Source organism: Alteromonas sp. IB21, assembly GCF_016405965.1.
In the GTDB taxonomy this organism is placed as follows: Bacteria; Pseudomonadota; Gammaproteobacteria; order Enterobacterales; family Alteromonadaceae; genus Alteromonas.
On sequence record NZ_JAEFCD010000034.1, the window covers coordinates 1 to 21,844 of the forward strand.

Genomic DNA, 21,844 nt, shown 5'->3' on the forward strand with positions numbered 1-21,844 from the left:
CAGTTGAGATAATTATCCCTTAACTGGCTGTGTGAATCTATTGGAGCACGTCAATACGCTATTTAGGTCAATTGATACGTTTGTTAAAAGGGGATAGTTTACCCTTAAAATTATGTCACGGCTTGATTTCTATATCGATATCGTTGGAACGCTGCCACTAAGGTGGGCGTAAAAACCAAAGACAGAATGACAGAGAATCCCACACCTCCTGCTAAAACCACGGCCAGCGGAGGCCAAAAACTGCCTTCACTAAAGAGTAAAAGGGGTATTAAGCCCCCGACAGTAGTGAAGGTTGTTGATAGAATATGACGGCTGCAGCTCATGGTTTCTTCGACAATGGCCTTGGTGTCGCCTTGTTTTGCTTTGGGATTTGCGTTAATCGCGGCAATCACAACAATAGAGCCATTAATTGCCACACCGATAAGCCCAGCACAGCCTAGCAAAGGGTTAAAGCCTACTGGTAATTCTGAAATCCATAAGCTAAACATGCCTAGCCCTACCGAAAGAATAGCGACAAGTCCAATAACGCCAGCCATACGTAAGCTGGTAAACGTTAGAATCAGCGTTGTCACCATCAAGACTAAAAGTACAGGCGCATAGGTAGCCAGTTGACCAAGCGCCTGGCGCTGTTCATCAGCATCACCCGCTAAGTGAATGCGATAACCTTCGGGTAAAATCAATCGGGATTCCAGCAAATCTCTCAAATGATTACTTGCATCTATAGGTGGCACGCCTGGCAGTAGGAAAGCCTGGATCCGATTAAGTCGTTCCCCGTCAACTCGCGTAATGCTGCTCGTTGCAGGCTCAAGCGTTAGGTTGGTCACTGCTGCAAGCGGCGACCAGGAAATAGCATTATCACCTACTACAGGAATAGGCATGGCGTCCACACCTGTCACATTTTGTCTAAAGGCTTCATCTAACCTGACGCGAACCGGAATCTCCTCAGTGCTCTCTAGTACCGAGCCCCCCGTTATACCAGAAAAGTTAATTTGCATTTGGTTGGCTAACTCTGAAAGGGTCAAACCTAAATAGGATAGGCTGTCACTGTCTGCATTAATTTTTAACTCTGGCTCACCCATAGAGATGCTGGTGATTGTCTGTGATATGCCGTCGACTTCTGACATCAACATACGTACTTTATCGCCAAGTTCGTTCAAGGTATTTAAGTCTGGACCGAAAATTTCCACTTCAACAGGGGCCGCAATTGGCGGGCCCTGTCCGAACGCTCGCACTACTATCTGTACCTCTGGATAGCTGACATCGAGCTTCCGCTGGAGCTTGCCTACAAGGGAAGCCGCATCTTCTACCGTGGCGGTGGATACTACGGCATTGGCAAAGTAAGGCATGTTGTCTCGGGTCATCATTTGATTGTAATACACCGAAGGGGCAGAGCCTCCTACAAGCCAACTCACTTGCTCAACACCTTCTTCACTGCGTATGGAACTATCAATTTTGCGCACATATTGGGTGGTGTTGTCGAAACTGCTCCCTTCCTTTGTCCATAAATAGACTTCGAACTGGTCCCTGTCTGCACTTGGGAAAAACACGTTAGCAAGTGTTGTTGATAAGACAAAGCCTGATAAGCAAAGTAAAGCGATAACAGGCAACACAAGAAGAGGCTGTTTAATCCATCGTCCTAATTGCTTTTTAAATGCAAGACTAAGTTCTGGCGCTTGAATTCCAACTTTCCACCATGATGGTGATGCCACATTTTCTTGTGAAACACCATCATTTTTAGGTAAAAAGCGCGCCGCTAATGCAGCGATAATAGTCAGCGAAATAAATAGCGAACCAATAAGCGCCATCACCACGCTTATCGCAATAGGTCCAACAAAGTCACCGATGTTTCCGTTTAACAGAAAGATGGGCATAAAGCCTAAGATGGTCGTCAGCGTTGATGCCAGCAGCGGGGCAAATAGATGAGAAACACTCTTGGCCATAGCGCCTACGCGCGTTAGGTCAGGGTCCTGCAGATTAATTCGAATTTCATCGGTAATTACGATTGCATTATCGATGAGCAGGCCAATGGCGATGATCATGCCAAAGATAGACATTTGATGGATTTGCTCGTTATAAAAATTCAACGAAAAGAGCGCAAATGCAGCACATAAGGGTAAGGCCAAGCCAACAATCCACGCCGCGCGAAACCCCATAAACAGTAAAATAACCAGCATAACCACGGCGCAGCCCATCAAGAGATTCATAGATAAATCGGCAAGGCGCGTAGCGGTGTACGCATTCTGTTCAAACGCAATCGTTGCCGTCAACGTACCGCTAAAATCTTGATTGAATTGCTCCACCACCTCAAGGGCGTTTTTTGTCCAAACGTCGGAACGCAGGGATGGTTGCATGCGAGCGGCAACAAAAATAGATTCTTCGCCATTTAGATAGGCCACTTCAGTTCGAGGGGTTGTAAAACTCCTTTCTACCGTTGCTACGTCTTCAACCCGCAAATAGCGCCCCTCTATGTTAATTAACGGGATGGAAGCAATCATGTTGACGCCGTCAAGGCCTTCGCCGACCGTAAAACGCAGGTTGCTTTGCTTTGAATTCAGCATACCTGCAGGTAATTTGGGGTCCGCCCGACTAATCAGATGACTCACTTGTTGCAGATTAAGACCTGTTGCCGCCAGTTTGACGGGGTCAATATTAACGCTTATCTCTTCCTGCGGCGCGCCGTATACCCGCACTAATTCAGTACCGTTTACGTTTCGCAGTCTATCGGTTAATTCCTGGGCCAAGCGCGCGGTAAGCGTTATGGGTGTATTTTCAAAATGGTCGGCGCGAACAGAAAGCAACAAAGTAAACGCAGTAGCGCCCCGTTTCTCGTCAAAAATTGGCGCCATTGCACCTTCTGGAAACAGCTCTGCTGCCGCGCCAATAGCATCGCGTATCTCACTGAAAAGCTGCTCATTACTGGTGTTATTAATCCAATCTTGTGTCTCAATTAAAATAATAGAAATACCCGCACGCGATGTAGACTTAACTTCTTTTATTTCAAAGATTTCTCTTAACCTGTCTTCGAGTACATCGCTTACTAAGGCTTCAACCCGTTCTGCAGATGCGCCTGGGTACTGGGTAATAATGAGCGCGTTGCGAGTATCTATTCGGGGATCTTCTATTCGGGGCAGTGAAGCTAAGGCTGAAAGTCCAGCGGTGATCAAAATAAGGAGGCTTAATACCAGCAGATGCCCCCGTCGATAAAAGAGTGTGTACCAAGGATACGGCTTATCAGTATCAAAATTGGACGTCTTCACTAGCGCGCTCCGGCTTGATGTTGACTGGGCACCGATACCATTTGGCCAGGGGCGAGCTTATGCGTCCCTTCACTTACGTACATTTCGCCGTCTTTAAGTGCACCACGAACGAATGCTTTGTTTCCATCGGTATACACCACTTCAACAACTCGCGCTTCTAGCTGGGCGTTCTGCTGATTGGTTAGCACAAATACACGCCACAAGCCGCGTAGGCCGTTACTTAACGCGTTAACAGGGAGCCAAGCTCCTGTCTCAGTATGAGAACGAAAGCCAGATAAAATCGCCATGTCGCCCGGACGGACACGCTCATTACTGTTCAACGTGACAAGAATATCAATGGTACGGGTTTGCACATTACGAACAGGAAGACGCTGTGTGATTGTGCCTGCTACGTTTATGTCTCCAACTTTCACGAGAACAGGTTCGTTTATATCGAACTGCTCGACCACGTCAGCGGGCACAGCAAACCGAGCTTGGTAGTTATCTATACTCGTAATGCCAAAAACTGGGCTGCCTGCACTCACCACACTCCCTTCATCGAAAAAGCGGCGATTTACAACGCCTTCAAACGGCGCAATTAGTGTGGTTTTTTCAATTTCCACGCCTAGGGAATTAAGTGCAGCCTTAATTTCGCTCACCTGAGCTTTCGCCACATTTAAGCTTGCTTTTGCTTCATCCAGACGTTGTGCAGACTCAAGTTTTTTCTCAACCAGAGAAATAGTGCGTTCGTTATTTACTTTCGCAAGCGCCAGATCAGCATTAGCCCGTTCAAGTGAAGCCTGAAGTTCTTGCTGTCTTGCGCTCAGCCTTTTAACATCTTGATAGGCAAGCTTATCGCCTTTGCGAACCATGTCCCCTTCTTCAACAAGAAGGTCGGTGACCTGTCCTGCCACATCAAAAGAAAGTGTGGTGGCCTTCGGCGATTCAATTAATCCGAATACATTCACCGGCGTTTCAAAGCCCGACTGTATGCTAATAGTCCCTGTAGACACAGCAACGGGGAGTCGTGCCTCAGGGCTTTGTGTCGCGTTGCCGAGGCCTGCGGTCATTAACAGGATAACTAACGCTGCCGTAAAACCAACAATGGAAATAATAAGCGTGAGTTTGCCACCTTTTGTTGAGGCCGACGCTGAAGCTGTCATAACAAGTCCCTTAACCCTTCTAGAGCGCACCCTAGGCTATATTTGCATACTTATTGTGCTATGCTAGTATATAAATACTAGACCGTCCAGTTTGATATATCTATTTTTAAGCGAGAGTTCATTTGGCTACTATAAAAAAGCAAGGCCGCCCAAAAAGCGAAGAGAAATATCACATGATCTTGCACGCGGCGTCTCACCTTTTCTTACAAGAAGGGTTTGCTAATACGTCAATGGACACGGTTGCAAAAGCATCAGGCGTGTCTAAACAAACCGTCTATTCGCACTTTGATAGCAAAGACGCGCTATTTACGGCAGCAATCACGTCGAAATGTCGTTCATATCAACTGGATGCTCAACAACTTGTTAGTTCAACGGCACACGCTCTTTCTCTTACTGACTGTTTAATTAAAGTTGGTAGTCAGTTCATGCGCTTATTACAAGATCCAGATGCCATCGCGATTTTCCGGGTCATCATTGCAGAGGCAGTACATAGCCCTCATGTCGCAACACTGTTTTACCAAGCTGGCCCTGAAGCGTCACTTGAAACGTTAAGCAATGTCATTGAAAAGTTCGGCGAAGGCAACGTAGACCGAAACATAGCACAGCAACTTGCGGTAGATTATTGTGCACTGTTAAAAGGTGAATTTCATACTATGATGCTTTGTGGCATACAGTCACCGCTTTCAGATAAAGAAATTCATACGCACGTAAGGCGTGCCGCAGAAAAAATACTTATACTCTTCACCCATTACATTCGCGCGTAAAGCCAGCTTTTACCGGACAAACGCATAGAGATATCCCAGCCCTTATAATCTCGCACGCTAGGTTAAATCGTGTTGCGCGCCTTCAATGAATAGGCTGCTTTGCAATACAAGAGAATCAACCCAAGCGCGCTTAATAGAAAAAAGTTCAATCCCTCTCAGTAACCTTACAAAAACGTAGTGCAAAGTTCATCTTGTCCTAATGACTTAAATGAAGCGGTATTATACACTAGCGCCGTTTTCGTTGATGATTGAGAAGCGTATGTCTGACTTTACCGGTAACCACATTCTTTCGGTTAATCAATTCGAGCGCGAAGCTATCGAGAAAGTATTCTCCGTCGCCAACTCCATGAAACCCTATGCCAAGCGCCAGAAGCGAACCACAGTGCTTGACGGCGCTATCCTCGGCAATTTGTTTTTTGAGCCAAGTACCCGTACACGGGTCAGCTTTGGTACTGCCTTTAACCTTCTCGGTGGCGAGGTAAGAGAAACCACGGGAATGTCGAGCTCAGCGCTTGCTAAAGGCGAGTCCTTATACGACACCGCACGCGTATTAAGTGGCTATTCAGACATAATTGCGATGCGTCACCCCGCGGCGGGCTCTGTTGCTGAGTTTGCCGAGGGAAGCCGAGTTCCGGTGATCAACGGTGGCGACGGTGCAAACGAGCACCCCACACAAGCATTGCTTGACCTGTTCACTATCAAAAGCGAACTTGAGTACAATGGTCAGGGTATTGATGGGCTGCACATCGCGATGATTGGTGATTTGCGCTACGGACGAACCGTGCATTCCCTGTCACGCCTTCTTTGCTTGTTTAAAAACATTCGATTCACGCTAATCTCACCCAAAGAATTAGCCATGCCGCAACCCATTATTGATGCGATAGAAAACGCGGGCCATCAGCTCACCGTTACTGAAACTCTCGAAGGCAATATGGATGCGGATATTTGCTATCAAACTCGCATTCAAGAAGAGCGCTTTCCTTCACAAGAGGAGGCCAATAAATATCGCGGTAAATTCAGACTTAATCAGTCAATTTACACCAAACATTTTCAGTCGAAGACCGTTATCATGCATCCACTTCCAAGAGATTCTCGTATGGAAGCCAACGAATTAGATAACGATCTAAACCTTAATCCGAACCTCGCTATTTTCAGACAAACCGACAACGGTGTGTTGGTAAGAATGGCGTTATTCGCGCTAACCCTTGGAGTAGAAAATCTATTGACCAAATATGAGCGTGATGTGGTTTGGTTCAGCAATAAGAGTAAGTAATTACATGCAAAAATCTGAAGCCCTTTTTACCCGCGCCCAAAAAACCATTCCAGGTGGCGTAAATTCACCAGTTCGCGCTTTTAAAGCAGTAGGCGGAACGCCACGCTTTATCACTAAAGCGGACGGCGCTTATATGTGGGATGCGGATGGAAAGCAATACATCGACTATATCCAGTCTTGGGGCCCTATGGTTCTGGGTCACAATAACGCGAAGATCCGCGAAGCGGTAATTGAGGCTTCGTACAACGGCCTTTCTTTCGGCGCACCAACAGAAGCCGAAGTCATTATGGCTGAGTTGGTAAGCGAAATCGTACCTTCAATGGAAATGGTACGCATGGTGAACTCTGGAACAGAAGCCACTATGTCGGCAATACGCCTTGCTCGTGGCTACACCGGCAGAGATAAGATCGTTAAATTCGAGGGTTGTTACCACGGCCATGCAGACTCCCTACTTGTAAAAGCAGGGTCTGGTGCACTAACGCTTGGCGTACCCAGTTCGCCTGGTGTTCCGGCTAATGTGGCGGAACATACACTAACTGTCGAATACAATAACATTGAGAGCGTAAAAGAGGTTTTCGAAGCTCACGGTAATGATATTGCGTGCATCATTGTAGAGCCGGTTGCTGGTAATATGAACTGCATACCTCCTGTAGAAGGCTTTTTAGAAGGACTTCGTGCCGTCTGCGATCAGTACGGCAGTGTATTAATTTTCGACGAAGTAATGACGGGCTTTCGCGTATCTCGCGGTGGTGCACAAGAGCGTTATAACGTTAAACCTGACCTAACGTGTCTTGGAAAAGTGATTGGTGGCGGTATGCCTGTTGGCTGTTTTGGTGGTCGCCGTGACATCATTACTCACATCGCGCCAACCGGGCCCATCTACCAAGCGGGTACATTATCGGGTAACCCTGTCGCCATGGCTGCAGGCCTTGCTGCACTGACGCAAATTAAGGAGCCTGGTCTTTACGATTCAATTTTTGAAAATACGCAAGCGTTAGTTGACGGATTCCAAGCCCTAGCCAACAAACACAATATTAGCCTAACCACTAATATAGCGGGGAGCATGTTTGGGATATTCTTTACTGACGTTGAGAAAGTTACCAATTATAAACAGGCAATTAACTGTAATACCGAGCAGTTCAATAAATTCTATCACGGTATGCTAGAACAGGGTGTTTATTTAGCCCCCGCTTCTTACGAAGCTGGCTTTGTTTCCAAATCACACAATGCTGAAGTTATTGAAAAGACACTAGCCGCGGCGGATAAAGTGTTCTCAACTTTATAAGCTAATGCCACTTAATTGTTAATTAAAGTCCGGCACTTACCCATTTGTAAATGTAATAAAAAGTAATGTGTAAGTGCCGCCATCTCCTTTATACTTTTTCAAACTTATCTGGAAATCCTCTTTGGCTAAATAAGTAGCCTTTAAAATAAAGACGTTGAAAGGTGTTATTAACAATGGATTGGCAAACAAGCGCATTGGGTGCGCTTTTTATTTATAGCGCTGTTATTACGATTCTTTACGTTAGGCGCAGTCGTCGCCTAAAATACCGGTTTAGAAAGGCCCTCTCACGTCGTGTTGACGTTCACCGCTCTACGTTAAAAACACAAGACGACGCCCGCTTTCAAGCTGCCGCTGACGAAGCTCTACGGTTAACCCAAACCTTCCAAAAGTTTGTACCCAGACAGTTTGTTGAGCACATGGCAAACTCGGATGTAGACTCACTAGGTCTTGGCTATGCCGCTGAAAACAATGTGGCCATCATGTTTTGCGATATACGCGGTTTCGCAGGCTTTTCTGAGCGAATTACACCACAAGAGTTGATGAATTTTCTTAACTCTTATTTCACCAGGATGAATGACCCTATTCATCAAAATAACGGTTTTATCGATAAGTTTATGGGCGACGCTATTATGTCGCTCTTTGATCACCCCGACGGCACTTCCCAGCAAAAAGCGATGGATGCAGTGAATGCTGCCCTTGACTTGCGCAAAGCCCTCGTTATCTACAACGGCCACAGAAAAAACAGTAATTACGAAGCAATCAATATGGGCATTGGTATTCATTTTGGCCCCGTAATTATGGGAACAGTAGGTTCAGAAGATCGGATGGATACTACCGTTATCGGCGATAGTGTAAATATAGCGTCGAGACTTGAGGCACTGTGCCCTAAATATAAAGCGGACATCATTGTCAGCGCGCAGGTACTTAAAACCATTGGCTCAGGATACCCTTACAAAACTCGATTGCTTGACTGGGTTAGAGTCAAAGGGCGAAAGACACCTATTGAGATTTATGAAGTGCTTAGTCACCTTCCACAGGAAGAGCAAGAACGCAGACTTGCATCACAGTCTAAAATTGCAGCCGGTGTAGCCTGCCGTATAAATCAACAGTGGGACGATGCCATTTCTTTCTTTGAGGCGGCTATTGCGATGAGTCCAGATGATCCCCTTGCTCATCATCATTTGGATGTATGTCGAATCTATCGAAATCGAGACCTCGAGGACGATTGGGATGGCGCGTTAATTTATTAATCACTCGCTGATTTATTGCGCCTAACTAACGGAATTCGCTCCCAGATAGCTTAGCTTGCTGACGAATAAAGTTGATGGAGGGCGCGAAAAAAGCGGCGCCAGTCTCTGCACTTGTGAAATCTAACCAGCGATCATAATCACCTTCACCATTGCCATAAATTTGGCTGTGAAGCATCTGCTTGAAAGGTCGCGAACTAGCGCTACAGCTTACAAAAAATAACCCCTGACAGACCATGTCACCGTAGGGCATGCCCTGCTTAATCAGCCTTGGCACGTCACCATCTGGCGCTACACTGCTTGCTCTAACATTGTGAGAGGAAGGGGATTGTTCACTGCTTATCAAGTTATGCTCTTGGGTCGTGCCCATGACCTGCTCTCGCTGTCGATCAGACAGGCTGTTCCAGCGTCGCAGGTCATGCCGGTAACGTTGGATGTGAACATAACTACCGCCGCTAAAATCAGGGTCATCCTCTCCCACTATGCCCACTTGACGACGTTTCATGCCACGAGGGTTGTCGGCGCCGTAGAGAAAGCCATTAAGATCACGACCATCTAAATATCTAAACCCTCTAATCTGCTCAACAAGTTCTACGTGGATTCGCAGGAGATCCATAACTTCAATTCCCACGGCATGACAAATATCAAGACGGTCGGCGCGAATTTGAATGAAGAGATCGCACGGCATAGTAGGCGCACTTCTATCTTCACACTGCATATCAGGAAAAGGGGCGAGTTCTACGGGTATTAAGCCAGGGTACACCTCGGGCCAATAGCTCGTGCCGATTGCAATAACACCGGTCACCATCGCTTCGTAATGTTCGTTTTCGAAATGCTCAAAAATATCCAGTACTCGCGATAGTTTAGCGCGTACTGCTTCACTATCGTCGTCAATCACATTCAGTAATAAATACTGTGCGTGTAAGTTTGGCTCAGCGCAGATGCCTTTTTGTGGTTGTGTCATTGCCGCTCTTGTTGTTATTAACGCCTTGTTATGACGTTTCGCTAACGGCGTTCATACGCCATGATTTGCGTTGCGAATCTTTCTATAAATTGTAGCAACTACTTCAAGCTTAAAAACCTTTTCAAGCGAAGCTGCTTTTAATGAGCCTGGTTAATTACACCGCTCATAATTTACGCTAGTGTGCTTAATAGCCTGCCGCTTGTCCATCTTTTCGACTTTCAGAGGCACCAAAATATACCCCTTTTTGCTCATCCCATGCGATAGCTTGATAACCACCGAATGCCCCAACAACCCGCTGAAGCTTATGGCCCCGCTCCATTAGCTCACGCTGAACGGTTTCGCTGAAACCTGACTCTAAGCTTACATAGCCGCCGTCTGTCATCAATGCACCTGTTGGACTGCTTGAGCCGCTGTGAAGTATTCTTGGGGCGTCACCTGCCTCTTGCAGATTCATTCCAAAATCTAAAATATTCACAATGATTTGCGCATGCATCTGAGGCTGCGTGCCGCCCCCCATCACACCAAAGCTCATCACTGGTTTACCATTTCTCGTAACAAAGGCAGGAATGATGGTGTGAAAAGGTCGCTTGCCAGGGCGGTACTCATTAAAGTGCCCTTCTTCGAGGGTGAACATCTCGCCCCTGTTTTGCAGAATAAACCCTAGCCCCGGGGGCGTCATGCCCGAACCCATTCCGCGATAGTTGCTTTGAATTAACGACACCATGTTGCCATCTTTATCAGCAACAGTGAGGTAGATGGTATCGCCTTCGTAAATGCCTGCATCCACACGGTTTGCTGCGCGTTCGCTATTAATAAGCTTTTGGCGTTTAGCTGCATATTCTTTCGATATAAGCCAATCGACGGGAATCTCATTGAAGTCTGGGTCAGCGTAGAATTTAGCGCGATCTTCAAAGGCAAGCTTTTTCGCTTCAACAAAGGTATGAATATAGTCGGCTGAATTAAAGCCCATTCCTTCGATATCGTAGTGTTCTAAAACATTGAGGATTTGCAGTGCTGCTATACCTTGACCGTTGGGCGGCAGCTCCCATACATCGTAACCGCGATAATTAGCGGAAACCGGTTCAACCCACTCAGAGGTATGTGACGATAAATCCTGATATGACAAAAAGCCGCCTTGAGACTTCATGTAGGCATCGATAGTACGCGCGATATCGCCTTTGTAAAAAGCATCACGTCCTCCGGTTGCGATTTTTTCATACGTCACCGCCAGACCGGGGTTCCTAAAGATATCGCCTGTTTGCGGTACCTTCCCGTTAATCAGAAATGTTTCGGCAAAACCGTCGTAATGACCAATTCGCTCGTAATTCATTTGCCAGTAATAGGCGATAACTTCTGAAACAGGAAACCCTTCACGGGCGTATTTGATAGACGGCGTAAGCAACGCTGACATGGGCAGCTTGCCAAATTTTTCGTGTAGAGCAAACCAGCCATCTATCGCGCCAGGTACAGATACGGGCAACGGACCAAACTTTGGAATTTGATGTAAGCCACGCTCTGCAAAAACTGCTTTAGTAAGCTGTCTAGGTGAACGGCCCGAGGCGTTTAAGCCCACCAGCTTTTCTTCTTTTGCGTCCCATACTATGGCAAAAAGATCACCGCCAATACCGCTACCTGTGGGCTCCACAAGACCCAGCATTGCATTAGCAGCAATGGCTGCGTCCACCGCAGTGCCTCCTTGCTTTAAAATATCTAGCGCAACTTGGGTAGCTAATGGCTGACTCGTGGCTACCATGCCATTTTTAGCAATCACTTCTGAGCGACTTGCAAATGTATGCCCTGTAATTCTGTCATAACTTAGGCAATTGACACTAAATAGAATAAGCATCAATGGGAGAAGTCGCGCATTGGCTATCATAATGTTCCTTTCATCTCAAACGTTACATGGCATAAGTGTTCAGGCGTAACACTCTCTCTAGTGTAGCTTTATTGTCACATCACGCCTAGGCCCTTTTCTTTCACGGTTTTATTTTTGAACACGAGCAATATTAACGAAAAAAGCCCCGCAGTGCGGGGCTTAAACGAGGTAACAAGGCATTATTATTATTGTTTTATTTTGCCTAATCGAGACTTTCTTACGAACGGCTGCTAGTGAAGTCTGGGTATGCTTCCAAACCACATTCGCTCATGTCTACGCCGTCGAACTCTTCTTCTTCGCTCACACGTACACCCATAACCGCTTTAATCGCTAGCCATACAACTAGGCTTACTACGAAGACCCATCCAAAGATAGTCGCTGCGCCAATTAGCTGACCAGAAATGCTTGAACCATCGTTTGTGAAAGGAACAAGGATTAGACCTAGAAGACCAACAACACCGTGAACTGAGATAGCGCCCACTGGGTCGTCAATTTTTACTTTATCTAGTGCAACAATGCTAAGTACTACTAAAATACCACCTAGGCCGCCAAATAGCGTAGCTTGAAGTGGCGTCGGTGTAGATGGCTCTGCAGTAATTGCAACTAGACCAGCGAGTGCACCATTGAGTACCATCGTAAGGTCGGCTTTACCAAACAGAATGCGTGCAACAATAAGTGCAGCAATAGCACCACCAGCGGCGGCAGCGTTAGTGTTCATAAATACGATAGCCACCGAGTTTGCACTTTCAACCGTTGCCGTTGCTAGAACAGAACCACCGTTGAAGCCAAACCAACCCATCCATAGGATGAATGTGCCCAAGGTAGCAAGCGGTAAATTCGCACCAGGGATAGCATTTACTTTTCCGTCTGCTGTGTATTTACCTTTACGCGCACCGAGTACAAGTACACCAGCAAGAGCTGCTGCTGCGCCGGCCATATGAACAATACCAGAGCCTGCAAAGTCAGAGAAACCAAGGTCGCCAAGGGTATACATACCAAATACCGCTTCGCCGCCCCATGTCCAAGCACCTTCCATCGGATAGATGAAACCTGTCATAACGACAGAAAATGCAAGAAATGCCCAAAGCTTCATACGCTCAGCAACCGCACCAGATACGATAGACATCGCAGTAGCAACGAATACTACTTGGAAGAAGAAGTCAGCAGAAGGCGCGTAAGTAGCAGGCTCTTCAGCAACCCCCGTTGCACCATCAGACATGATGCCGCTTAGGAAAGGACCCCAATCGCCACCGCCATACATAATGCCGTAGCCGCAAACCATGTACATGGTGCATGCAATCGCAAAAAGCGCCACGTTTTTAGTGAGAATTTCTGTCGTGTTTTTCGCTCGAACAAGACCGGCTTCAAGCATCGCAAAACCTGCAGCCATCCACATAACTAACGCACCGCAGATTAGAAAATAAAAGGTATCTAGCGCATACCCAAGTTCAAAAGTGATTTCCATTATGGTTTTCTCCGCAAATATATCGTTGTGGCTTACAGCGCGTCGCTATCCAACTCACCAGTTCGAATACGAACGGCGTGTTCAAGGTCGTAAACAAACACCTTGCCGTCTCCAATTTTGCCTGTTTTGGCAGCGCCAACGATGGCTTCTACCAGGCGTTCTACTTGATCATCCTGAACCGCAATTTCCAGTTTGACTTTAGGTAGAAAATCCACCTGATATTCCGCTCCGCGGTAAAGCTCAGTGTGTCCTTTTTGACGTCCAAAGCCTTTCACTTCGGTCACGGTTAAGCCGTCGATACCGATTTCTGAAATGGCTTCACGAACATCATCTAGCTTGAATGGCTTGATGATCGCTGTGACTAGTTTCATGTGTTGCTCCCAGTTCGTTTTTATTAAGCTGTGAATTATGGTTGTGTTTCCAACTGTACAAAGACATACCAAGAGCCATGCCACAAATATTTTCATATGAAATTCAGACACATAAGATAAAAAGCATCACTTTAGAACAAAAATAACGCACAATATTGGTGCATCGCGATAAGAATGCCCCCGAATGAAGCGAAGGGAGGTTAGGTTGAGGTGAGGCGACGAATAAGTGCGATGAAATTAGAATGGAACTATTCGTTTCAGTGCATGGTCTTTTGTTTACTATGACGACTCACACCCCAACTTTTTTTGCGCCAGATAGGCTTAACGAGCACCATGCGGCTAGGAAAACCGCGTGGCGTCCCCTCGTAATATCAGCCTTGATGCATATTCTTGGCGTGGGGTTAGTTGTTATGCTTTCTCAGTTAAATATTGATAACCAAAAAGCCCGACAAAAAGTCGCTATGCCAACGCCTGAAATTAACGCGAGGCTGTACTATCCCCCTGAACCTCAGAGAGTGAACAAAGCCATGTCTCCTGACGCGACAGAGATGAAAAATGCCCTTGCTATTTCAGAAAACGCAGAGACGCCGACTATATTACCTGAAACACCGTATAAGCCTGATACTTCAGTGATTAGCAAAGAACCTGAGTTGAAAATAGAAGCACAACCTGAAAGGCTATCTCAGGAAAAAAAGATGGCTGAGTCTGAGCCCGCTTTAGACATACTTGAACAACCTAAAGTGTCAGCATCACCCACACTTTCAACAGATGCAAACAGGCGAGCAGGCTCGCTCAACTTGTCGGTGAAAGATGGCGCAGCACAATATTTTCGAGACTATCATAACAATCAAATTTCAGAAGATGCTGAGCGCGCCGCCGCGGCCTTTCAGCAAAGTAAAAATAGCCCTGAATTAAAGGGACCGAGTACGCTACAGCGCGAAGCGATTGAAAATAAACGCCCGTCCAAGCGCGTTGATTGCAGCGGCACCGCAAACAAAACGCTGGCAATATTAAGCGGCTTAACAGGTGGTACCTTAGAATGCACCAAAATGGGCAATCACAACCGTTTTATTGACGCTAGAGTGAATAAGCTCCCTGTAGAGGAAACGCAAAATTAGTCGTTAGTTATGACGCGTTGAGATAAATTCGATTGCGTAACGTTACTCGCTAAACCAATCTTTCGATATCTCAATATGCCCATTATGGGAGGCATTCACTGATAATAGGCATGACCGGGGCGCTTTGGATTGGTTGCGTAAGAACGAATCGAGAGTGAAGAAGCTGCCGTAACCGTGATCATACTTTCATCATGTTCTATTGTATCGTGTGCAAAAAGCCGTCTTATTTTTACGTATCGTGGAATGATGGGTTGCCAAAAGTCAGATGCGACACGTATTCTTTGCACATCGCATTTGCTATCTCATAGCGTTATGAGTGTAGACTGCGCAGACGTTATAACGACTAATAAATTAAAAGGAATATTACTGTGGCCGCTGCCAACTTACTTGCTCTATTAGACGACATTGCCACGTTAATGGACGACATAGCAACCATGTCAAAAGTCGCTGCGCAAAAAACCGCGGGCGTACTTGGCGACGATCTCGCTGTAAATGCCGACCAGGTTCAAGGCGTTAAAGCAGACCGCGAGCTGCCTGTGGTATGGGCAGTAGCAAAAGGCTCGCTTTTAAACAAGGCCATTTTGGTACCTGCTGCGCTCGCAATAAGTGCTTTCGTTCCCTCGCTTATTACAGTGCTACTTGTGTTAGGTGGGCTTTACCTGTGCTACGAAGGTGCAGAAAAGCTATTACATAAATATCTCCCCCATGAAGACGAAGAAAAAAATCGAGAAGCGAGACTTGAAGCGGTAAGTCATCAAGACGTGGATATGGTTGCTTTTGAGAAAGATAAAATTAAAGGCGCTATTCGCACTGACTTTATTCTGTCTGCTGAAATTATTGTTATTGCATTGGGCACAGTGACCGACGCGAGTCTAACCACCCAAATAGGTGTATTAGTCGCGTTAAGTCTAGCAATAACGCTTGGCGTATATGGGCTTGTAGCCGCGCTTGTAAAAATGGATGATGCAGGGCTCTACATGCTTCGAAAATCGTTAACAGGGTCTATGAATACTCTGCAGCGGTTTATTGGAAGGGCATTGTTAGTAGCCGCCCCCGCCTTAATGAAAACACTGGCGATAGTGGGTACTGTAGCTATGTTTTTAGTGGGTGGTGGCATACTGACCCATAGCATAGATTTCTTGCACGTTATCACTGACTGGTTTACCGGCCTTATTCCTGATGCGACGTTAGTGATGTCTATACTAGCCGATGGTGTGGTAGGTATTGCTGCCGGTGTGATTGTTGCGATCTCTGTTACATTAGCCTCTCAACTGAAAAACAAGAAGCGCTAGATATTCTGCATGTATGCATGCTCACTCAGAGTTACATAAACACGTTTATCAAGCTATTCGCGTAGTTGAATTTTCAATTACGCGAACTTTCCCCAGCGCCATTAGTCATTTTGACCACTTAAATTTCAATTCCACTATTTTTTAGCATTTCAATAGTTCGCAAGTTCACGCGCGCCCTTTCCGAATAAACAAAATGTCTTTAATTTCAGATGCTTAACGTATTTTACAAAACTGGCACATCCCTCGCTATAAACTAATTGTTAATTGATAACGACTTATTATCGAAACCTTTAGCAATATGATAGCTGCCACGCAGTATGTCCCAGTGCAGTGTCTAACATAACTTTTTAGGAGATTACTATGTTTATCGGTCGCAAAACTTTCACTGCACTTTCTTTCGTTGCTGGCGTGCTAAGTACACAAGCATTTGCTGATGACTCTCAAAACAACATTGCTTTGCATACTGACTTTATGGTTCAAAACGCCATGACAGAGGTAAAGCAGGAATTAGCGCTTAGTGTAACGTACGACGTGCTTACCGCTAGCCATACATTCGAGCCAGAGGTAGAGCACGCCGAAACCTTGGTAGCAGAAATTACGATAACGCCGATAGAGCCGGTGAACTCAGACGATAACGACGCATAAGGAGATTGCACATGTTAACTGCCGCTACACTTTTTATGGTAGTACTCGGCCCTGTTATCGCGTTTTTAGTGAGTGCGCTAGTCTTTTCAACTGCGCGCACGTTTCTTCAAAAAAGTCACTGAAACCGCAATAAAAAATAAATAGGTGCTTGGTTAACTCATTTATCTGATTTGCCTTCCCTGGGCCTTGGCTCCAGAGGGAGATAGAAAGCACAGAGTTTATGTCTGAAGTAATTGTGTTTTCTATCTTCTTACTGGAGTTTTTTTATCCAAATATTTTTTCCCACCAGCTTTTTTCTTTCGTGTTGCCATCTTTATCGACCGGCCGGCCTGAACAGTCTTGTTGAGGCGGAGGGAGAACATCTAAAATAGCAGGCACACTCAAACTTCCTGCACATCCAGCAACAACTACTGCACCGGTTTTAGCATCAAAATGCGCTATGCCAAGCCCTTTAGGAAAACGTCTAGATAGTGACTTTGGTGATTGAGATTTCATATAGTTTACGAAGACCGGAAGTGCGCCTCCTGCACCCGTTAAGTTTACTGGCTTATTATCATCATTACCTACCCAAACTGTGACCACGTTATTTCTATCAAACCCGCTGAACCAGCTATCTCGATAGTCGTCAGTGGTGCCAGTTTTACCCGCCATATTTACGTTTCCGAAGTTCCAGCCTATGCGTTTTGCCGTTCCTTCCGTAGTCACTTTATAAAGTGCATAATTGAGCAAATAGGTTGCCGCCTCATCTGCGCGCTGTGCATAGAACTCTGCTTTTTTCCACAGCAATGCGTTGTCATTGGTCACCACCGAAGTCACGGTATGAAGAGGAATATAGCGGCCATCATTTGACAGCGTTTGGTACATTTGATTGGTGTTAAATGGCGTTAGCTCAAACGCGCCAAGAGTTATCGATGGCACCTTATCAACTGGCGTGGTTATACCCAAACGCTCAATCGTATCAGCCAAAGCATCAAGCCCTACCTGCATGCCTAGATTGACCGTAGGAACGTTGAGAGATTCGACCAGCCCTTGAAGTAAAGGTACTTGCCCTCTGAACTCCTTGTCGTAGTTTTGAGGCGACCACGTTGTCCCATTTTTACTTTCAAGGGTAATGGGCTCATCTTTAAGTGGCGTTGCCAGATTGAACTGCGTTGGATCTTCTAGTGCAGTCAAATACACTGCTGGCTTTATCAACGAGCCAATAGGACGTTTTGCATCAAGCGCGCGGTTAAAGCCTTTAAACTCAAAATCTTTTCCACCGACAATGGCGCGTACTTCACCACTTGCACTGTTTGTAACAACCATGGCGCCTTGCAATGGTACTTTCCTATCTTTTTGTAAGCCATCTAAGGTGGTCGACAGTGCTTTTTCAGCTCGTCGCTGTGCCACAATATCAAGTGTTGTAAACACTTTAACGCCGGAATCTCTTAGGCTTGGTTCTGCCAAGATTTCGTTTAACTCGCGGCGAACCTGCTCCATAAATGCAGGGTGTTTACCGCTCGCTAAGCTTGCGCCACTGGCTAATCCTAACGGCATACTGACGTAGCGTTCGTATTCATCTCGATTAATTTCGTTCTCGTCAAACAACATACGCAATACGAGATCGCGGCGCTCCTTGGTACGCTCTGGATATTTGCGCGGGTTGTAATAAGACGGCCCCTTGATAATGGCTACTAGCGTTGCAATTTCTACCGTACTTAATTCATTTGCAGGTCTGTCAAAGTAAAAGTAACTGGCAAGCCCAAAGCCATGGACTGCCATATCGCCATTTTGCCCCAGAAACACTTCATTCAAATACGCTTCAATAATTTCTGACTTGCTGTAACGCGCGTCAATAATAACCGCCATAATGGCTTCTTTGGCTTTGCGAACAATGGAACGCTCGCGGGTTAAAAACATATTTTTAACCAGCTGTTGCGTGAGTGTGCTGCCACCTTGAACCGTTCTGCCCGCGGCAATGTTCGCCATAAGAGCCCGCAAAATAGAAAGCGGCGCAACACCGTGATGGTTGTAGAAATTACGGTCTTCAACCAAGGTCAAGGCTTTGGGCAGCATTTCAGGTATAGAATCTAACTTAACCAACATGCGGTCTTCTTGCGAGCCGCTTGTCATGCGCGTAACGAGCCAAGGTTCTAGTTTTACCGCGCCATAAGGGCGACCTTGAGTCTTGTCGTATATTTCACCTATGCGCGGGCCTTCCCATGTAATAACTAGATGGCGTAATGGCTCAGCGCCCTCAGGAAATTGAAAGCCACGGCGCTGCACATTGAGCACCTTATTCTGATAACTGTATTCACCACTGCTATCGGCAAAAGTCACTTTGCGGTAGCCAAGCAAATTTAACTCATCAATAACTTCTTGCGGGGTGATTTCTTCACCTTTGCTTATCTCTAAAGGTCGAGCAAATATCTGTGCAGGCACTTCCCACTTATTTCCTGAGAAGGCATGTTTAATTTGCGCATCAAGATAAAAAGCATAAGCGCCAAGCACCACTAGCCCAATCAGACACACACGCCAGAACAGGGTGAAAACCCACGAACGTTTGGCTGAGCTTTTATCCTTTGTGGATGTTTTCGATGCTTTGCTGTTTGAAGATGTACTGTCTTTAGTCTGTCTTTTTGCCACGTGAAAACGCCATGAAGATCATTGAAATGACATCGCACTCATTGCGATATTGATTAACGCGCGCCTTTGAAAACGTCGTTTTTGATAGCGTAAACATTACCACTGAGGCCGCTTCTCAACAACTGTTTCCATTTAGGCACACTGCAAACCCTACTCATTTAAAAAGAGTGCCCATCATAAAAGCCGTGTACCGGAAATGAATTTTACTCGCGTTTCGCGGTCACAATGCGATAGCATGCAGGCAAGTAACACAGGAACCGTACTATGCGCTTAGCTTCATTTCAGTCTTCTTTTCTATCAACATTCTCACTTAGAGATGGCTTGTTGCGTACATCATTAGCACTTCTTTTCTCAGGCGCCTTAGTGAGTAACGCTTCTGCAAATGAACAATTTGCTAGTTGTACCGCTGCGCTTGCCGACAAGGCTAAACAAGAAGGCGTCAGTCAGCAAATTATTGACGATGTGTTTCCCCGTCTTATTCATCAAGACAGAGTCATTGAGCTAGACAGAAGTCAGCCCGAATTTGTTCAAACCTTCCCAGGTTATTTCAGTAAGCGAGTGACGGACTGGCGCACTGAAAAAGGTAAAGAAATGTACGCTAAACATGAAAAGCTACTTCATGAACTAAGCGATAAATATGGTGTGCCACCCCACTACCTTCTTGCCTTTTGGGGCCTAGAAACCAATTTCGGGTCGTATAAAGGAAAGATGCCAGTACTTGATTCACTGGCTACACTTGCTTGCGACAAACGCAGAAGTAAATACTTTACGCAAGAGTTTCTCGTTGCCGTCAAACTTATGGAAAGAGAGAAACTACAAAAAGAAGATATGATTGGCTCTTGGGCGGGTGCTATGGGCCACACTCAGTTTATGCCTTCTGCGTATACGCATTATGCCATTGATGGCGATGGTGACGGCCAAATAAACCTGTGGGCAAGCGAAGAAGATGCGCTGTCGTCGGCAGCTAATTTCTTAGCAAGCTTGGGTTGGGAGAGAAGTTTTCGCTGGGGCCGCGAAGTGCAGCTGCCAGAGAACTTTGATTATCAGGAGTCGGGATATAAAAATAGGAAGCCCCTTAGTGAGTGGAGCGCCCAAGGCGTGAAAAAAGCTGATGGCAGCGAACTCGGTGAAGGCGATACCACGGCATACGTAATTGTTCCCGCGGGGCATAATGGCCCAGCATTTATTGCCTACCAGAATTTTCGTGTGATCATGCGCTGGAACAATTCTGAGTTTTATGCCATAGCCGTTGGCGTGCTTGCCGACCGTATATCTGGTGCTACTGGTATCAAAGCTACATTGCCTGACCTTCCGGCATACAACCGCAAAGATATTATTGCCCTGCAAAGCAAGCTCAATGACTTAGGTTTTGATGTGGGTAACCCCGATGGCATTATAGGCCCCGCCACACGTGAAGGTATTCGCAACTATCAAATTAGCAACAAGATGATTGCTGATGGATTTCCAGGGCTTGAAGTGATGGCGGCGTTAGATATCTCGATTGAAAACGGCACAACATCGCAATCCTAATGAAGATATGCCGCCATTGAAGTGCATAACACTGGCGGCATTTACTGACAAAAACGGTGCATATAAGCGTATCGGTTAAGGGAGATACTCGAACGTCAGACTTGAAAAGTAAGTTTCAAAGTCTGCGGCAGAGCTATTGGTTAACGGTACGCCCCAAACAGTATTTAACATTACCGGCCCTTTGGTATCGAGTTTAAACGTCGCCTTGCCGTCTTTATCAGTCGTCAAGGCTTGCGACTGGGCCTTGTGATCTGCAAGTGATAATGCATCAATCAGTGCGTTGCTAAGTGGTTTCCCTTTAAATAATACCTGAACAGACAGTGTATTATCGTCCAGCTTATAAGGGTGATTCAGCGGGACTATTTCTAATGTATGGCCAATAGGTTTTAATACATTATCCGTAATGGTGTCACCCACCTGAACAATGGTTTTCGCTTTTCTAGAGTAGAGCTCCTCGCCCGCAATATCGTTTTGACCTCTCGACTCGCGATACGCCAATATTTCGCCTAAACCTTCGTCTTTTGCGTATTGGTTAAACTTCTTCGCGTCTAATACGCTTGTAGCATGATAGCTTTCAAACCCTATTACGTGACTACCGGGAGCTAGCTCAGCGGTTTTTGCCATACCAGGAAGCAGTTCCGTTCTAGGCACCACACTTGCCCCCATATCTGTAACACCGTCTGACGAATAAGTTCGTAGAGCCACAATTTTATTCCAGGTAAGATTCCAATGAGAGGTATCTTCCTTGTGACCTACTTTAAACTGCAGGGCAATCGAGCTGGGAGTTTCCGTATGGTAATTAGTAGGCGCTAGCCAGAAATCATGCGCTTGGGCGCTAAGGGATGTCATAAAAAAAAGAGCGACAGTACAGAATCTGTTTGATTTCATGGCTTCACGTTTCCTCGGAAAATGTTAACACTATAAATACAAACTTAACGTAATTCTGGATTTCTGACCACTCACATCGCAATTTATCAATATGCAGCCCTA

Annotated in this window: 16 protein-coding genes; 8 read left to right on the plus strand and 8 right to left on the minus strand. The window is 46.0% G+C overall.

All coding sequences use genetic code 11. The features are described 5' to 3' along the window. Positions 1-110: 110 nt before the first annotated feature. Complete coding sequence (locus tag JC525_RS17860) at positions 111-3,257, minus strand: efflux RND transporter permease subunit (RefSeq protein ID WP_198817173.1); 3,147 nt, start codon at positions 3,255-3,257, stop codon at positions 111-113. After that, complete coding sequence (locus JC525_RS17865) at positions 3,257-4,399, minus strand: efflux RND transporter periplasmic adaptor subunit (protein ID WP_198817174.1); 1,143 nt, start codon at positions 4,397-4,399, stop codon at positions 3,257-3,259. The genes JC525_RS17860 and JC525_RS17865 overlap by 1 nt, the downstream gene beginning before the upstream one ends. A gap of 122 nt (positions 4,400-4,521) precedes the next feature. Here JC525_RS17865 and JC525_RS17870 point away from each other — a divergent pair, with 122 nt between their 5' ends. From JC525_RS17870 to JC525_RS17885, 4 genes are all read left to right on the plus strand, one after another. Continuing rightward, positions 4,522-5,163: a TetR/AcrR family transcriptional regulator gene (locus JC525_RS17870; protein ID WP_198817175.1), complete on the plus strand. Its 642-nt coding sequence runs from the start codon at positions 4,522-4,524 to the stop codon at positions 5,161-5,163. 259 nt (positions 5,164-5,422) lie between these two features. Continuing rightward, a complete protein-coding gene (locus JC525_RS17875) occupies positions 5,423-6,436 on the plus strand; it encodes an aspartate carbamoyltransferase (RefSeq protein WP_198817240.1) in 1,014 nt (337 codons plus the stop codon). A gap of 4 nt (positions 6,437-6,440) precedes the next feature. Further along, positions 6,441-7,721, plus strand: a complete 1,281-nt coding sequence (gene hemL / locus JC525_RS17880) for a glutamate-1-semialdehyde 2,1-aminomutase (protein ID WP_198817176.1) — start codon at positions 6,441-6,443, stop codon at positions 7,719-7,721. A gap of 173 nt (positions 7,722-7,894) precedes the next feature. Next, positions 7,895-8,971, plus strand: coding sequence for an adenylate/guanylate cyclase domain-containing protein (locus JC525_RS17885; protein ID WP_198817177.1), 1,077 nt, complete (start codon positions 7,895-7,897; stop codon positions 8,969-8,971). 25 nt (positions 8,972-8,996) lie between these two features. On the opposite strand, the gene JC525_RS17890 is transcribed toward JC525_RS17885, so the two are convergent. From JC525_RS17890 to glnK, 4 genes are all read right to left on the minus strand, one after another. Further along, positions 8,997-9,932 (minus strand): Dyp-type peroxidase, encoded by a 936-nt coding sequence (locus tag JC525_RS17890; protein ID WP_198817178.1) that lies wholly within the window; start codon positions 9,930-9,932, stop codon positions 8,997-8,999. A gap of 184 nt (positions 9,933-10,116) precedes the next feature. After that, complete coding sequence (ggt, locus tag JC525_RS17895) at positions 10,117-11,808, minus strand: gamma-glutamyltransferase (RefSeq protein WP_198817179.1); 1,692 nt, start codon at positions 11,806-11,808, stop codon at positions 10,117-10,119. A 217-nt stretch (positions 11,809-12,025) separates the two neighbouring features. Further along, positions 12,026-13,273: an ammonium transporter gene (locus JC525_RS17900; RefSeq protein ID WP_198817181.1), complete on the minus strand. Its 1,248-nt coding sequence runs from the start codon at positions 13,271-13,273 to the stop codon at positions 12,026-12,028. 32 nt (positions 13,274-13,305) lie between these two features. Further along, entirely contained in the window at positions 13,306-13,644 is a 339-nt protein-coding gene (gene glnK / locus JC525_RS17905; protein WP_105930564.1) for a P-II family nitrogen regulator, read from the minus strand. 242 nt (positions 13,645-13,886) lie between these two features. On the opposite strand from glnK, the gene JC525_RS17910 reads away from it, so the two are divergent. From JC525_RS17910 to JC525_RS17920, 3 genes are all read left to right on the plus strand, one after another. Then, complete coding sequence (locus JC525_RS17910) at positions 13,887-14,762, plus strand: hypothetical protein (protein WP_198817183.1); 876 nt, start codon at positions 13,887-13,889, stop codon at positions 14,760-14,762. 368 nt (positions 14,763-15,130) lie between these two features. Then, positions 15,131-16,054: a DUF808 domain-containing protein gene (locus JC525_RS17915; RefSeq protein WP_198817185.1), complete on the plus strand. Its 924-nt coding sequence runs from the start codon at positions 15,131-15,133 to the stop codon at positions 16,052-16,054. 360 nt (positions 16,055-16,414) lie between these two features. Next, on the plus strand, positions 16,415-16,699 hold the full coding sequence (locus JC525_RS17920) for a hypothetical protein (RefSeq protein WP_198817187.1): 285 nt from the start codon (positions 16,415-16,417) through the stop codon (positions 16,697-16,699). 264 nt (positions 16,700-16,963) lie between these two features. On the opposite strand, the gene mrcB is transcribed toward JC525_RS17920, so the two are convergent. After that, the gene (gene mrcB / locus JC525_RS17925) at positions 16,964-19,324 is read right to left on the minus strand and encodes a penicillin-binding protein 1B (RefSeq protein WP_198817188.1); all 2,361 of its coding nucleotides are present in this window, start codon (positions 19,322-19,324) and stop codon (positions 16,964-16,966) included. Positions 19,325-19,588: 264 nt separating this feature from the next. On the opposite strand from mrcB, the gene JC525_RS17930 reads away from it, so the two are divergent. Beyond that, complete coding sequence (locus JC525_RS17930) at positions 19,589-20,854, plus strand: lytic murein transglycosylase (RefSeq protein WP_198817190.1); 1,266 nt, start codon at positions 19,589-19,591, stop codon at positions 20,852-20,854. 75 nt (positions 20,855-20,929) lie between these two features. Here the strand turns inward: JC525_RS17930 and JC525_RS17935 are convergent, their stop codons facing one another. Continuing rightward, positions 20,930-21,742 (minus strand): DUF4198 domain-containing protein, encoded by an 813-nt coding sequence (locus tag JC525_RS17935; protein WP_198817192.1) that lies wholly within the window; start codon positions 21,740-21,742, stop codon positions 20,930-20,932. Positions 21,743-21,844 lie beyond the last annotated feature (102 nt).